The following is a 15,526-nucleotide window of genomic DNA, read 5'->3' as shown; positions in this document are numbered from 1 at the left end:
TCAGTTGATACTCCGCCGTCGCCGTAATGCCGTTCAGCGAAGTAACTGAACGGCATTTATTTTTTCCATGAGACTTCTCGTGCGGACCTGTGCTCGTCGGCCCCTGCCTGAACGCGGCTCGAATGACTTCAAACGCGCAACGCCTCAGATTGGCCGTATGATGTTGAAATCATCTCCAAGGTCCCGGATCCGGGTCCGCCATGCCATCAAAGAGCACAGATTCCACTGGACATGAGCGTGTGACTTACGCACCCAATGGCGATGCACACATTGATGAGCCGAGCAGGCTAAACCGATATCAGCGGGCGCTGGTCATGGGGGCGGGCATCGCCATCTCGTTTGTGCTGGTGCTGTTGACCGGCGTTGTGCTGCACTCGGCAATCGCGGAATACATAGAGGATCGCTACAGAGACTTCTCTCTACGCCAAACTCGCCTGCAACTGGAGTTCCTCGAGCGCGAAAGAACCTTGCGAGCCGCGATCCTGCATGAAGAATCGGGGTGGGGCACGCGACCACTTCCACCCGCGGCCCTCATCGACGAATTTGCCGCGCAGCATGGACAAGTCATTCTGCAGAGACACGCGAATTTTGACCCGGTGATGATGCTCGGCGATGTTGGTCCGTCGCACCACGCATCGGATTTTGCACCGTATCTCGCGCTCGGCGTCGATTTCCATTATCGTGTTGGACCTTGGGCCAAGGTGCAGACCAATGCGGTGTCAGGCTATTTCTATTCGCCGGACCGGCGCTTCGTCGGAATTCTTCCTGCACCGGCATCGGGCAACCCGGTCAAGCAAAGCGGCATGAAAGACGTTCACGAGCTTCTCGATCGCATTGCACCGGACCTCGGCGATCTGACAGACCCAACGGTGATCTCGCGGTTGCGAGAGGGCGAGGGTGCGATCTGGTTTCCGCCAGTCACAGATCCATTCGGCGACCAACCCGCAATCCGGTTCGTCATGCCGGCTTTTAGCGAGGGCAAGATTTTCCTCGTGGCTGTCCGAAAGATTTACTTGAGTTCCATAATCGAAATACTTGCCGGCGGGCGCTACGATGAAGAATCGCTGCTGCTGGATTCCGCCGGCAACGTGATCCTCAGTACAGCCACGCCGGGTACCGACGGTACGCTGACGCAACGGATTCTCGAGTCTCGTTCGCAAGCGGCGGAGCGAACCGGGGAAAGCCGTCGCTATCGCAATCGACTTTTCACGGCCAGTGCGGAAGTAACGAATTCTGGTTGGACCATCGTTTACGCGTTCACGTGGCGCACGATTCTGCGCGACTTGGGGCCGCGCCTCGCTGCGTACATTGCAGTGATGCTGCTGGTCCTGGGATTCATGTGGCTGCTTCTGTTGATGCTCGATCACAAGCTGTTCAAGCCCGACTACGAACGTTCGCAACGAGTATTCGAAAGTGAAGCCTTGAATCGCGCGATGGTTGCCGCCGCGCCGTCCGGGTTCGCGCTGCTGTCTTTTGAACAGGGCGAAATTCTGTTGCAGAGCAACCTGATGCGTAGCTACGAACTGAACACACATCCGGACGAACCACGCTTGCACGAGCGTTTGCTCGCTCTCTATGACCACAGCCCCGGCGCTCCCGCGTGGCAGTCCGATCTGGAGATGCCGCTCAGGCTGACCGATGGCCGGGTGGACGACCTGCTGGTGAGCATGGTGCGCACCAAATATCGCGGGAAAGACGTGTTGCTATGCAGTTTTTCCGACATCACGACGCTGAAGAACACCGAGCGCAAGCTGGACGAGGCGCGTGCCGCGGCGGACGCCGCCAACGAGGCGAAGTCGGCGTTCCTCGCGATGATGAGCCACGAAATACGCACGCCGCTCAATGCCATCCTCGGCAACCTCGAACTGCTCGGACGCTCGCCGCTGTCGCCATTGCAGGAACAGCGCGTAGGGGTTGTCACGTCGTCGTCCACTGCGCTGCTCGGCATCATCAACGACATCCTCGATTTTTCAAAGGTAGAGTCGGGGCAGATGACGCTCGAGTCGATCAGCTTCGATCTCGGTCAGGTGATTCGTGAGGTGGCCGCGATGTTCGAACCCGTCGCGCAGGCGAAGGGACTCGAGTTCGACTGCGTGATAGACGATGCGCTCGCGCCGCACTATCTCGGTGACCCGACGAGAATCCGGCAGATCGCGATCAACCTGGTCAGCAACGCGATCAAATTCACCGCCACGGGCGATGTCCTACTGGAGGTCTACCTCAAGGACGACACGGCCGACGATTCTCCGATCGTGATCGGTGTCAGCGACACCGGCATCGGCATGACTCCGCAGCAGCAGGAGACGCTATTTCATGCTTTTACACAGGCCGATTCGTCGATTGCGAGGCGCTACGGCGGAACAGGCCTCGGACTCGCGCTCTGTCTGCGCCTGACTGAATTGATGCATGGCACGATTCGGGTGAAGAGCGAGTTGAATGCCGGAAGCACCTTTGTCGTGACCTTGCCCATTCCGGTGAGTGCAGCCACCCCGGTCAGCGCCCCAGGGCATACCAAAGCCGAACCGAAATCCACCGAGATCGACACACACGCCATTCAAATCCTCGTCGTCGACGATCAACTCGCCAACCGGGAGTTGCTCGTCGCTCAACTTGCCACTCTGGGATACGAGGCCGATATGGCCGAAAGTGGCGGGGCGGCATTGCGGCGCTTCAACGAGCGCCACTACGATCTGGTAATGACCGACATCAATATGCCGGGGATGGACGGGTACGCGCTCGCGCGCTGCCTTCGTGCCCAAAGCGCGCCGGTGCCGATCATCGCGATTACTGCGCACGTCGCGGCAGAAGTGCGCGCGCAATGCACGCAAGCGGGAATCGACGAGGTCCTCCTCAAACCTGTCCTGCTCGACACGATGGAAGCGACGGTGCGGCGGTTGGTCAACGAGGCAGCCAGGCGTCCCGCGAACGACACCGTGGCGAGGCGCGATATCTCGCAAGGGCCATTGCCCGAGCACATCCACGCCGCGATGACTCAGGCGCTGAAGGATTCGCTTCGGGAATTGCATGCCGCCATTGAGCTTGGGGATATGAAAACGGTGCTCGCCCAGCTTCATGCGGTACGCGGATCTTTCGCGATGATTCAGGAAACCGAAGTAGCGACTGCTTGCGCACAGATGGAGCAGCAAGCCAGAAATAACGACATCGCTGCCGTCAAGGATGGGCTCGAACGTTTCGAGCCACTTGCATATTCGGCGCTCGCGCGGCGCGTCATTGGCGTGCAGTCCGACGCATGAGTTTCGGCGTCAGCGCTGAGTCAGCCGGCGGCTGAACAGAGCGTCGACTTCTCCGCCGCCACTCCCGACGTCGGCCAGCATCTTCGATGCCGATTTCACCGACGCACCACACTCGGCACCCGTCCCGTTTCCCCTTGATGCCCCAGCGCGCGCGACAGATTGCCCACCTCTCGCTTGAGCAGCGTCGCGAAGTGCGCGACGCGCTCGTCGGTTACGCGCACGCTCGGCCCGAAGATGCACACCGAACCCGCCACCTGGTTCGCACCGTTGAAGAACGGCGCGGCCACTGCGACTGCGCCGGCGATCAGTTCGTGATGGCTGGTGCCGAAGCCCTTCGCGCGGACGGCATCGAGATCGGCGGCGAGCGCCGCGACGTCCTGATTCGGATCGGTCAGATAGCGCCGCAGATCGTCCTCTGACAGCGGCATCTGCGAAAGAATCGTGCGGCCGCTCGCGCCGAGCACGAGCTTCTCGCGATAGCCGACTCCGCGCCGGAAACTGAGCGGCTGCGGACTTTCCAGTTCGGCAACGCAAATCCGGTAGGTCCCCTCCGGCACGAACAACGCGACCGTCTCCGAGGTCGCTTCCCAAAGCTCGCGCAGCATCGGCTGTGCGAGCTGCGCAATCGTATTGTTCGCCATCCACGCGTGCGCGACTTGCGCGACAGAACTGCCGAGCCTGAAGCGCTGCGGCTCGCCCGACGACGCGAGAAAGCCGTTCTGTTCGAGCGTATTCAGCAGTCGGTACAGCGTCGGTCGGCTCAGGTCCACGCGGGTCAGCAACTCCGCGACGGTCAATTCCTTGTCCCCGGGTCGGAACGCCAGAAGAATTTCTAGCGCTCGTTCGACTGCGCGCACATTTTCGTGCGGCTTTTTTTCTTCCATTTGAAATTTCCTTTCCGCGACGGTCCGCGTCGATTGCACATTGTAGTGAAAGTCCCTATCGGCACGAACTTGACTCACATCAATCTGTCCGTACAATGAGACCACATTCTCATACAACGGACAACCGGATTCGGAGGAATTATGGACAAGAACATGTCGGAGACGCTGGTTCGCACTGGCCCGGGCACGGCGATGGGCAATCTGATGCGCCGCTACTGGGTGCCGGTGCTGCTCGCGAGCGAAATCGCGGAGCCCGATTGCCCGCCGGTGCGCGTGCAGATCCTCGGCGAAAAGCTGCTGGCCTTTCGCGATTCCGAAGGCCAGCCCGCGCTGATCGACGAGTTCTGCTCGCACCGCGGCGTGTCGCTCTACTTCGGCCGCAATGAAGAGAACGGCATCCGCTGCTCGTATCACGGCCTCAAATTCGACCGCAACGGCAACTGCGTCGAAGTGCCGTCCGCACCGCAGGCGTGCAAGCACATGGGCATCACGGCGTATCCGTGCATCGAACGCGCGGGCATCGTGTGGGCGTACATGGGGCCGAAGGACCGCCAGCCGGCGCCGCCGGATCTCGAGTGGTGCAACCTGCCGGAGAGCCACGTGTTCGTGTCGAAGCGGCTGCAGGAATCGAACTACCTGCAGGCGATGGAAGGCGGCATCGACACGAGTCACGTGTCGTATGTGCACCGCTACGAAGTCGACGATGACCCGATGCACCAGGGCACGAAGGCGCTCGACTACATCAAGGCGGACGGCAACGTGATCTTCGAGATCGAGAAGCAGCCGTTCGGCCTCACGCTGTTCGGCCGCCGCAACGGCGAGCCGGATTCGTACTACTGGCGCGTCACGCAGTGGCTGTTCCCGTGGTACACGCTGATCCCGCCGTTCGGCGACCACTCGCTCGCGGGCCACGTGTGGGTGCCGATCGACGATCACAACTGCTGGGCATGGAGCATCAACTTCCGTCCGGACCGTCCGCTCGACGAGCAGGAACTGGCCGACCTGAACGCCGGCAAGGGCATTCACTGCGAGTACGAGGAGGGTGGCTCGTTCCGTCCGAAGGCGAACAAGGACAACGACTACCTGATCGACCGCAAGGCGCAGAAGGAAAAGCGCGCGTACTCGGGCGTGTTCGGCTTCGCGATGCAGGACGCGTCGCTGCAGGAAAGCATGGGTCCGATCCAGGACCACAGCAAGGAAAAGCTGTTGCCGACCGACCGCGCGATCGTGATGGCGCGCCGCATGATGTACGAGGCGGCCACGGCGCTGGTGCCCGACACCGATCCGCCCGCGATCGACGCCGACCAGCAGCGCGTGCGCGCTGCCGGCGTCTTGCTGCCGCGCGATCAGAAGCCACAGGAATGGGCGGTGATCCATCTGCACGACGGCAAGGACCAACCGATCTACACGATCTGATGCACGGCGGGGCCGGGCTTCTCTCCGCCCCCGCGTGTCGTCGTCCGGTCCGACTGGACCTTCTGCCCATTCCGCAAAAGGAGGCCGGCTGCGCGCCGGCAAGCAATGCAGCAACGTAAAAGACTCGAAGACAAGGTCGCGCTGATCACTGGCGGCGGAGGCGGCATCGGCGCCGCGACCGCGCGCGTGTTCTGCGCCCAGGGCGCTGCGGTTGTGCTCGTCGATGCGAATCAGGAGGCGCTCGCGCGCGTCGCTGAAGAACTGAAGGAGGCCGACACGTCGGCGCGTGTCGAGACGTTCCCGGCCGACGTGTCGGATGACGCCGATGCGGTGCGCGCGGTGCAGTTCGCCACCGCTTCGTTCGGCCGGCTCGACGTGCTGGTGAACAACGCGGCGATGCGCAACTACAGCGCGCTCGCCGACGCGACGCCGGCCGAGTGGCAGGCGATGGTGTCGGTCAATCTGGTCGGCACGTCGAACTATTGCAGGGCGGCGCTGCCGTTCCTGCGTCGCGCGGGCCGCGCGAGTATCGTCAACGTATCGTCGTGCTATGCGGTGACCGGCCGCAAGGGCATGGGCCTGTACGACGCGACCAAGGCCGGCATGCTGGCGATGACCCGCACGCTCGCGTTCGAGGAGACCGCGAACGGCGTGCGCGTGAACGCGATATGCCCCGGTTCGACGCTGACCGGATTCCACGTGAACCGCGCCATTGCAGCGGGCAAGAGCGTCGAAGTGCTGAAGACGCAGCGCCAGGACACGTCGCTGATCGGCCGCTGGGCGTCGCCCGAAGAGATCGCGTGGCCGATCCTGTGGTTCGCGAGCGACGAGGCGTCGTACATCACCGGCACCACGCTGATGGTCGACGGCGGCCTGTCGGCGATGTGAGCGGAGGAGAGGTGGCATGAACATGACCGATTCCACGCTGATGGTGCGGGTCGCCGCACGGCGCGACGAAGCCGACGGGATCGCCGGCTTCGAGTTCGTCGATGTCGACGGCCGCGAGCTGCCGCCGTTCGAGGCGGGCGCGCACATCGACGTCTACGTGCCCGGCGGGCCGGTGCGGCAGTACTCGCTGTGCAACGCGCCTCACGAGCGTCACCGGTATCAGATCGCGGTGTTGCGCGACGCCGATTCGCGCGGCGGCTCGCTGCGCATGCACGACGCGGTGAACGAAGGCGACGCGATCCGCATCGGCGTGCCGCGCAATCATTTCCCGCTTGCCCGCCATGACGCGAAGCCGCTATTGCTCGCGGGCGGCATCGGCGTCACGCCGATTCTCTGCATGGCGGAGCAGCTGGCAGCGATGGGCGCGGCGTTCGACATGCATTACTGCGCGCGCTCGAAGAGCCGTGCGGCGTTCGTCGAGCGAATCGCCGCGTCGTCGTGGGCGGACAACGCGCAGTACCACTTCGACGACGAGCACGGCATGCTCGATCTGAACGCACTGCTGACGGGCGGCGCGGACCGGCATCTGTACGTGTGTGGTCCGCAGGGCTTCATGAACGCGGTGCTCGATACGGCGCGCTCGCTCGGCTGGAGCGACGATCGTCTGCATTACGAATACTTCGCGGCGGCGCAGCCTGCCGGCGACGGCGGCTCGTTCGACGTGCGGCTCGCGCGCTCGGGCCGCGTCGTGTCGATTTCGGCTGATTGCACGGTCACGCAGGCGCTCGCGGCGGCGGGCGTCGACGTGCCGGTGTCGTGCGAGCAGGGCATCTGCGGCACCTGCATCACGCGGGTGCTCGAAGGCGAACCCGACCACCGGGATCTGTACCTGTCGCCTGAGGAGCAGGCCCGCAACGATCAGTTCCTGCCGTGCTGTTCACGTGCGAAATCAAGGGTGCTGGTGCTCGATCTGTAACGGCATTCGCCGGCGCCGGTCACAGCAGGCGGCCGGCGCCCTATCCATCAGAAAGAAAGAAAACGGGCGGCCGCTGGCACGCCCGGCATTGGAGGAGTCATGGAGAAGAATCTGGCGTCGTCGGAGGGCATGTCCGCGAACGTCTGGGCCACGAACGGCGCACGGGAGGCGAGCAGCGCCGACACGAACCCGTATCGCTGGGTCGCGCTGTTCATCGTCTGGGCCGCGTTTCTGCTCAGCTATGTGGTCCGCGTGGCGTGGAGCACGGTGGCCGCGCCGGTCGGCGCGTCGCTCGGCATCAGCGTGTCGATGCTCGGTGCGTTCGTGACCGCGTTCTACGCGGGCTATGTGCTTGCGAACGTGGTCGGCGGCATGCTGACCGATCTGCTCGGCGGTCGCGCGATGCTCACGCTCGCGCTGCTGCCGCTCGGCGTGCTCACCTTCACGTTCGGCTATACGCATTCGCTCGCCTTCGGCATCGTGATTCAGGCGGCGATGGGTTTCGCGGCGGGCGCCGACTACTCGGCCGGCATGAAGATCATTCCCGCATGGTTCACGCGCGACCGGGGCCGCGCAATGGGCCTCTACACGACCGCGACGTCGCTCGCCGTCGTGATCGCGAACGCGGTCGTGCCGTCGTTCTCAGCGCGGCACGGCTGGTCGAACGCATTTCATATGCTCGGCATCGTCACGTTCGCGTGGGGCATCGTTACGTTGCTGCTGCTGAAGAACCGGCCGTCGAACGAAGCGAAGCCCGCGCGCAACAGCCTGCAGGACATGCTCGGCCTGTTGCGCAACCGGAACCTGATCGCGCTGTCGATCGCGGGCTGCGGCGGCTTGTGGGCGACCGTCGGCTTCGCTGCATGGGGCAACGCGCTGATGACGCGCCAATACGGCATTGCGCCGATCGTCGCCGGATCGATCGTCGCGTCGTTCGGCATCGGCGCGGTGATCGCGAAGCCGACGCTCGGCTGGATCTCCGATCTGCCTGGCGTGTCGCGGCGGATGATGTCGATCGGCTGCCTGATCGCGTTCACGATCGCGCTGCTGGTGTTCGGCTGCTGCTCGACCGCGCATCAGTTCTATCTGGTCGCGCCGATCCTCGGGGCGTTCTCGTTCGGCTATCTGCCGGTGCTGATGGCACAGGTGAGCGACGCATCCGGCAAGCGCCTCGCCGGCGCGAGCGCCGGCTGGACCAATGCGATCTGGCAGTCCGGCAGCGCGGTGTCGCCGATGGTGGTCGGCTCGCTGTATGGCGCGAGTCATTCATTCATGCTCGCGCTCATCACGCTCGCGATCGGACCCGCTATCGCGGTCGTCGCAATGTTCTTCGTCAATCCGCACATCGCACGCGAATGACCGACTCTCTCCGGTAGCCGCCGCGGCCACGCGCCGGCTACCGCGACCACAGAAATAATCATCACGCTTTCGCAGCACAAAACAACTCAATTTCCAGCAGGAGACACATGGTGAAGCACAAGCCTCTCGCTAGGCCCTCGAAGGTCCTTTTTGCATGTGGCATTGGTATCGGCATCAGCGGCGCGGCGCACGCGCAGTCGTCGGTCACGCTGTACGGCATCGTCGACTCGGGGGTGACCTACGTGACTCACGCTGTCACGCCGCAGGGATCGTCTGGCACCCAGGTCGCGCTCGGCACCGGCAACCGGCAGAATTCGCGTTGGGGTTTTACCGGCAAGGAAGATCTCGGCAACGGACTGCGGGCGATTTTCACGCTCGAATCGGGCATGGCGATGAACACCGGCGCGCTGCAGCAAGGCGGGCGGCTGTTCGGCCGGCAAGCGTACGTCGGACTCGAATCGGACCGCTACGGCGCGATGATGCTCGGCCGGCAGATGACGCCGATGTACCGCTACTTCCTCGCGCTCGACCCGCTCGGTTATTCCAGTTACGGCCTTTCCGCGCAGGACGCGCAGTTCGTCGGTCGCGCGGATAACGCGGTGTCGTATCTCGGCCATGTGGGACCGTTCGAGCTGAACGCGCTCTACAGCTTCGGCTATGACGCAGTCGCGTCCAACGTGCCGGTGGCGGGCTCGTTCCGCGTCGGCAAGCAGTACGACATCGGTGGACGCTACGTGCAGGGGCCGCTGAATCTGACGTTCGTGTACGAGCAGCGCCAAGGCTCGGTGATCGCGACATCGGGCGATAGCGAGCGGCGCTACGTGGCCGGCGGTTCGTATGCGATCGGCAAGGCGACGCTGTACGGCGGCTACGAATTGCTGCTGAACGATGTCCCGTCGACGCTCACCGCATCGCCGCCGCAGTCGATGGCGTTCGCGGGCGTGCGCTACAAGGCGACGCCGGCGCTGGACCTCGCAGCCGCGACTTACTACCACGCGTATCGCCAAGTCGACGCGCACGCATTGAGCACCGGCGTCAACGCGGACTACTGGCTGTCGAAGCGCACGGCGCTGTACACCGACATTACCTAGTCCGTCCTGAACAATTCGTTTTGCCGAGCACCGTAGTTACGGGGATTGAAGCCGAGCAAGTCGGTGGTTGAACAAGGCGGTCAGAATGAAGGCGCAAAGAAGCCGCAGCTTCCTGAGGATCATCCGTAGATTGTGTCCTGCGCCGCACATCACCGCGTGCATCGCGTCGCCGAGCGCACCCTTGAGCCAGTTGCGATCGAGTTTTCCGTCTGTCTTCATGTGACCGATTGCTGGCTCGATTGCGCTGCGCCGTCTGATCATCGCGCGTAGTCCGCGTGTAATGCCCCGCCGCAAGCCCGGGTGGTAGATCTTCACACCATCGACGGCGACACCCTTGTAGCCACGGTCGACGATGGCGACCTCCGGCGTGGCGTCGCACAGGATTGCCGCCTGCTCCAGCGCTTCAGCCAGGGTGTGCCCGTCGTACGGATTGCCTGGCATCGAGCGCATGCCAACCACCAGTCCTTCCTTGTGGGTCGTCGCGATCGAAACTTTCACCCCGAACTCGTACGGCTTGCGCGCCTTGCCCTTGGCCAGGCACTCGACTTCCGGTGCATGCAGCGCATAAAGCTTGTTCTTGTCCTTCGGCTTCTGCGCCAGAATGCGTCTCGTGCGGGCGATCAGTTCCGTTAATTCAGCGCAGCCTAGGTCGGCCACCTGGTTGACCTGCCGCTCCACATCGCGCATCACCCGTCCAACGCGCGAGCGCAGCGTGCGCAGCGCTTTCCTCATGCGTTTGTACTGTTTCGCGTGAGCGTAGCGGCCAATCTGCAGCGCCAGATGCGGCGCCTCGCGGTTGTAGTTCTGCCTCAGTTTCAGACCGTGCCGTGCCGCGGCTTTCACCAGATGTTCGCGACACCGTTCGAGCAGGCGCGAATCGGTTGGGTGGGCGATCGCCTTCTCCATGACGGTCGTATCAACAATCACGCGCTTGACGCTCGAAGCCTTGATCACGCCAGCGCGTTTTGCTGCTTCGATCGTTTCGGCCAGCAACTCTTCAACGCCGGCTTCGCCCATTCGCTTGCGCCAACGCGTCAGGCTCGATGGGTCGATCGGAGGTTCGGTCTGCAAGTAGGTCTCGCCGGTGAACACCTGCCAGTACGGGTTCTCTACCCATTGCCAGACGACCTCTTCGTCGGACAGGTCGAACGCGTGCTGCAAATACAGCAACCCGGCGATCAGCCTCGGCGATGTCGCCGGTCGTCCCTTGCGCGATACAAAGCTTTCGCTCATTGATGCGCCCAGTCGCTCCCAGTTGATCAGGTCGGCCAAACGTATCAACGGATGCTTCAGGTTGATCTGTTCGCGCAGCGGCTGGCGGAAAAAATCTCCCTCCGTCACAGGCGTCTTCGGACCCATTCGCACCTCGTCGAAAAATGCAGGATTCTCACGTTAATGTGCCAGGATCCTGCAAATCTCACAACACCAATTCGGCCTCAAAGCTCTGCCACGCAAGGCTCTCCGAATTGATCAGGCTCGACTACCTATGTGATCAACAGCTCGAAGGCCGCGCTGAGTGCGACCGGATGGGCGACTTCGGTCGCGACGACGACCGTGAAGACCGGCGCGAACCAGTTGGCGGTTGCGATCGGCGTGCTGCACAAGTTCTGACGGCGGCGGTGCGCGCGCTCAATCGCTCAGTGCATCGCGATGATCGCGCGGGCCTTTCGCCGACGCGTAATATCGCTGCAACGCGTCGGTCGAGCGCGCGCCCAGCGTGCGGATCTGGACGAGCCAGTCGGTTTCCACCGGCCACTCACCGCCGATCACGCGTGGATAGATCTGTCGTGCGAAGCGATGCAGTGCCTTCGCGCCGATGTTGCCGCTGACGCCAAGCAGCGCATGCAAGCTCGCGTGCGTCGCCTTGATATCGACAGCCGCGCTGTTTGCCGCGAGCCGCGCGACGAGCGAGCGGATCTGTTCGATGCCGTTCAGGAACGATTCGTCGAGCAGATCGAGCGAGACCAGTTCTTCGAGGTGCGGTTCGTCGAGCAGGCTTTCTTCGGAGATCGGGGTGGCCGCGTGCCCGCTCGCAGTTTGGGCCAATGCCACCGGCGTCGCCGCAAAATCCGTTTGCGCGCTTTCGCCCGCGGTTTTCGTGATTCGTTGTGAAGACGGAGCGTCCGCAATCGGCGCGCCGCGTGTGCCGAACTGCCGTGCGAGACATGCGTACAGCGAGCCGGCTTGCACCGGCTTGATCAGCACCTCGTTCATCCCGGCGGCAAGGCAGGCCTGCACCGCTGCGGGATCGGTGTGACTGGTCAGCGCGATGACAGGCAGCGTCGCGTAGGCATCGGTGCGCGCGCGAATCGATTTCGTCGTCTCGATGCCGTTCATGCCAGGCATGTTCACGTCCATCAGGATCGCGTCGATGAAGCCGTCTTCGTGCAGGTTGGTCAGCACCGCCTGACCGTGATCGGCCTCGATGACGCTCGCGCCGCAGCGCTCCAGATAAGCCTTTGCGACGAGCCGGCTGTAGGTGTCGTCGTCGGCGATCACGAAGGTTCTGCCGGCGAAGCCGTCGGGCAGCTCGCCCGGCTGATGCCGCACGCCGTTGTCGAACAGGGCCTGCACCGCGGTGATCAGCTCCTGCACACTCGACGTCTTGCCGATGATCTCGTCCATGCCGGCGCGCCGCGCGCGCAGCCGCACCGCGTTGCCCGGTTCGGCGGTATAGGCGGCGATCAGCACGTTGCGGTTCGGGCAGTCCCGGTCGGCCCGGATGCGCTCGGTCGTCGCATAGCCGTCAAGATCGGGCATGCTGATGTCCATCAGCACGAGGTCGTAGAGCGGCGCGCGCCGCAGCGTGGCGAGCGCAAGCTCGCCGCCCGACGCCTCGCTGACATAGGCGCCCGCCTTCGTCAACACGCGGCGGGTGCGGGCGCGCAGCGTAGCGTCGTCGTCGACGACGAGCACGCGCTTGCCCTTGAACGCCGGCATCGCGCGTTCGAACAGGCGCCGCTCGTGCTCGGCGACCTCGTCGGCCGCCACCGGCGGAAAGCGCAGCGTGAATGCGGTGAACTTGCCGAGTTCCGATTCGCAGTCGATGCTGCCGCCGAACGCGCGCATCGCACGCTGGCAGTACGCGAGCCCGAGCCCGGTGCCGCCCGAGTTGCCGGCCGTGCGAAACGGCTCGAACAGATGCTGCAGGATCTCCGCCGCGATGCCGGGGCCGGTGTCGCGCACGATCACCGAGTCGCTATCGACGGTCAATGTCAGCGTCGCCTGCGGATACGCGACGATGTGATGCAGCGCGTTCTTGATCAGGTTGAACAGCGTGAACAGATAGACCGTCTCGTCGACCTTGAACACGAAGTCGCGGTTGACGACGACGCTCACCTTCGCGCGTTCCTTGTCGTTGTCGAAGCCGTATTCGGCGAGCGCCTTGCGCGTGGTCGCGCCGGCATGCAGGTAGCTGAGACTATCCGGGCGGATCGATTTCGCGGCGACTTCGTCGAGCGTCATCGCGATGATGCGCAGGCCGCGCTCGATCGACAATTGGCCCTGCGCGAGATGGTTGTACATCAGCGAGGCCGTGCCGTCGGTGAGCGTCGGCGCCGCGCCCGCCTTGTTCGCCGAGGGCAACGCTTCCTCGACGCGGTCGAGCACGTGCCGCAGCTGGCTCAGCGGATTGCGCATCTCGTGCGCGATGGAACCCGCGAGCGCCTGCAACGCGCGGTTCTTTTCGACGAAGATGCGTCCCTTGCTGATCGCGTGGCTGAACGCCATGCTGCACAGCACGACCACCGGCAGCAGCGCGAGGTTGGACTTGTCCTCGGCGCTGAGAACGACCGGCGTCGGCGAGCTCAACACGCCGGCAAGGCCGCCGGAAAACACGCCGATACCGATGCACGTTATCAGCAGCAGCGGGTTGTCGATACACAGCGCCAGAATGAAGATCATCATGACCTCGGTCATCATCCACATCGTGGAGAAGCCGTTTCTGACGGTCAGGAACGTGCAGACGAACGGCAGCACGTAAATCAGGCAGCAATGCCAGTAGATCAGCAGAGCGGGGTTGTAGCGCCTGGGCCAGCGCGCCTGGAACAGCAGCGGAACGCAGACGGCCGCCGCGCTGAGCCGCAGCAGCAGGTTGTCGTAAGGCTGCGGAAGGATGTAGGTCCAGACGATGTAATAGATGGGGTGACACAGGAGGCCGAGTGCGCCTCCCCATCGAATCGCGAACCTGCTTCTTTCCAGCATATCCCGCATGCTTTCGCGCGGTCTCGCCATCAGGCCTCCGAGTTCATCAGGAACCCATCATTTCATGCGTATTGAATTGCTGTGCTTCCACGCCTTCGGCGAGCGAATCGCCGTTCTTGCCGTGAAACGGTCCGACCGAAAAGCCGTACTTCTTCAGAAGACCATGAGTATAAGAGACCGACCACACGGGCGGGCTACCGATGATGAAATCGGATGCGATGCCTTCTTGCCACGCGGAATAACCTTCGGCAAAGCAGGTATAGCAGTCGCGGGTGGACGGCAGCCTGAACGGGAAAGCGGTGTCGAGTTCAGCGGGCCCACGCGCGAAACATTCAATATAGAGCGTATGACCGCGAGAAGCGAGTTCCGCTTCGACGCTGGCCGCGCGCGGATGCGAATCGTCGATCCAGAATTGCGCGCGTTTGAGATCGGCGGCGCTCAGGTAGGGCACGCTCGTGCTGCTCGCGAGGATCGCGCCGTCGAAGTCTGGGAGCGGCGTGTCCGGGCTGAACGTATGCACCGAGACTTTCGATTTGCCGAGCAGGTCCGACGCGAGCAGCTCATTCGCCTGATCGGTCAGCAGGTTGATCTTGTCCGGCAGATCGATCAGCACCAGTTCCTTCGGCGCATCCTTGTACAGCAGATATTTCGCGACCGTCGTGCCGAGCCGGCCGGCCGCGCCGAACAGCGCGAGCTTCGTGTTGCCGAATTCGAGGCTGAGCTGTTCGCAGCAATGCATCGCCCAGTCCTTCAGCATCGCCGCGGTCGCCGCGTGGCCGGTCGTGATGTGAGGCGGCTTGACAGGCCGGGGCAGCGCCCCGTAGTTGCACGCGTACGGCGTCGACGCGCCCATCGCGACCATGTTCAAGCCCGCCCTTCTGGCGAGCTCCAGCGCCGGAAAGAATTGCGTCGCCCGAAAGCGCTTGATGCCGCGCGGGCTGCCGAGCCACATTTCGAGCGGCACCGGGCAGGCGATATTCGCGCCGATCACCTGCGAGCCCGAATAGATCGGCGATGCGATGAAAGGCTTGGTCTTCCACAACTCTTCTTCGAACGACTCGCTGCGTTCGCGAACGTTGTGAAAAGAAAATGAAAGGGTCTCCCAATCGGTCGCGTGAAACAGAAAGCCGACTCCCCCCTGACGGGCCGGCAGGCTATCGCGGATCTGTTCCGGGTGAATTTCGTGCTTGAGCGCAAGCGGTGCACTATTCCGATGCAAAAGAAGTCCGGTTGGCTCGTTTGAAACGGTCGACAGGTCTTTAAGGAGAGCGGTCTTCATTGGTTTTTCCTTGGTTTTGATTAGACGCTGGAAAAGTCAGCGCGCGGCGTGGCCAGCCGGTTGGACCGGCGACCCTTCAACTCTAGAGAAATCCGCACCGATATGCCCGTCTGTTCGTGCACACAGCATTCACGAGCGGGTTCAAGACGGGTTGCCCGCCGGGTGGGAATCGGCTC

Annotated in this window: 11 protein-coding genes; 7 read left to right on the top strand and 4 right to left on the bottom strand. The window is 63.2% G+C overall.

Features of this window, described 5'->3' with window-relative positions:
- Window positions 1-239: 239 nt before the first annotated feature.
- Window positions 240-3,254 carry a response regulator gene (locus QFZ91_RS33475; protein ID WP_429569821.1) on the top strand — a complete coding sequence of 1,005 codons (3,015 nt, stop codon included), beginning with the start codon at window positions 240-242 and terminating at the stop codon, window positions 3,252-3,254.
- Between the two features lie 95 nt (window positions 3,255-3,349).
- On the opposite strand, the gene QFZ91_RS33470 is transcribed toward QFZ91_RS33475, so the two are convergent.
- Window positions 3,350-4,138 (bottom strand): IclR family transcriptional regulator, encoded by a 789-nt coding sequence (locus QFZ91_RS33470; protein ID WP_429569820.1) that lies wholly within the window; start codon window positions 4,136-4,138, stop codon window positions 3,350-3,352.
- Between the two features lie 141 nt (window positions 4,139-4,279).
- Between QFZ91_RS33470 and QFZ91_RS33465 the strand changes: the two genes are divergently transcribed.
- From QFZ91_RS33465 to QFZ91_RS33445, 5 genes are all read left to right on the top strand, one after another.
- Window positions 4,280-5,554, top strand: a complete 1,275-nt coding sequence (locus tag QFZ91_RS33465; protein ID WP_429569819.1) for a Rieske 2Fe-2S domain-containing protein — start codon at window positions 4,280-4,282, stop codon at window positions 5,552-5,554.
- Window positions 5,555-5,659: 105 nt separating this feature from the next.
- On the top strand, window positions 5,660-6,442 hold the full coding sequence (locus QFZ91_RS33460) for an SDR family NAD(P)-dependent oxidoreductase (RefSeq protein WP_429569818.1): 783 nt from the start codon (window positions 5,660-5,662) through the stop codon (window positions 6,440-6,442).
- A gap of 16 nt (window positions 6,443-6,458) precedes the next feature.
- Complete coding sequence (locus QFZ91_RS33455; protein WP_429569817.1) at window positions 6,459-7,418, top strand: PDR/VanB family oxidoreductase; 960 nt, start codon at window positions 6,459-6,461, stop codon at window positions 7,416-7,418.
- 99 nt (window positions 7,419-7,517) lie between these two features.
- On the top strand, window positions 7,518-8,777 hold the full coding sequence (locus QFZ91_RS33450) for an MFS transporter (RefSeq protein ID WP_429569816.1): 1,260 nt from the start codon (window positions 7,518-7,520) through the stop codon (window positions 8,775-8,777).
- Window positions 8,778-8,884: 107 nt separating this feature from the next.
- The gene (locus tag QFZ91_RS33445; protein WP_429569815.1) at window positions 8,885-9,868 is read left to right on the top strand and encodes a porin; all 984 of its coding nucleotides are present in this window, start codon (window positions 8,885-8,887) and stop codon (window positions 9,866-9,868) included.
- A gap of 36 nt (window positions 9,869-9,904) precedes the next feature.
- On the opposite strand, the gene QFZ91_RS33440 is transcribed toward QFZ91_RS33445, so the two are convergent.
- The gene (locus QFZ91_RS33440) at window positions 9,905-11,227 is read right to left on the bottom strand and encodes an IS5 family transposase (RefSeq protein WP_429522490.1); all 1,323 of its coding nucleotides are present in this window, start codon (window positions 11,225-11,227) and stop codon (window positions 9,905-9,907) included.
- Between the two features lie 129 nt (window positions 11,228-11,356).
- On the opposite strand from QFZ91_RS33440, the gene QFZ91_RS33435 reads away from it, so the two are divergent.
- Window positions 11,357-11,479 carry a hypothetical protein gene (locus tag QFZ91_RS33435; RefSeq protein ID WP_429569814.1) on the top strand — a complete coding sequence of 41 codons (123 nt, stop codon included), beginning with the start codon at window positions 11,357-11,359 and terminating at the stop codon, window positions 11,477-11,479.
- Between the two features lie 18 nt (window positions 11,480-11,497).
- Here QFZ91_RS33435 and QFZ91_RS33430 read toward each other — a convergent pair whose 3' ends face one another.
- Together QFZ91_RS33430 and QFZ91_RS33425 are read right to left on the bottom strand one after the other, a co-directional pair.
- Window positions 11,498-14,101, bottom strand: a complete 2,604-nt coding sequence (locus QFZ91_RS33430; RefSeq protein ID WP_429569813.1) for an ATP-binding response regulator — start codon at window positions 14,099-14,101, stop codon at window positions 11,498-11,500.
- 16 nt (window positions 14,102-14,117) lie between these two features.
- The gene (locus tag QFZ91_RS33425; RefSeq protein WP_429569812.1) at window positions 14,118-15,350 is read right to left on the bottom strand and encodes a hypothetical protein; all 1,233 of its coding nucleotides are present in this window, start codon (window positions 15,348-15,350) and stop codon (window positions 14,118-14,120) included.
- Window positions 15,351-15,526 lie beyond the last annotated feature (176 nt).

It is taken from the genome of Paraburkholderia sp. JPY419, from assembly GCF_050435705.1.
Classification (GTDB): Bacteria; Pseudomonadota; Gammaproteobacteria; order Burkholderiales; family Burkholderiaceae; genus Paraburkholderia; species Paraburkholderia youngii.
Note: the sequence above shows the minus strand (reverse complement) of the source record. Positions and strands in the feature narration are given on the sequence as shown.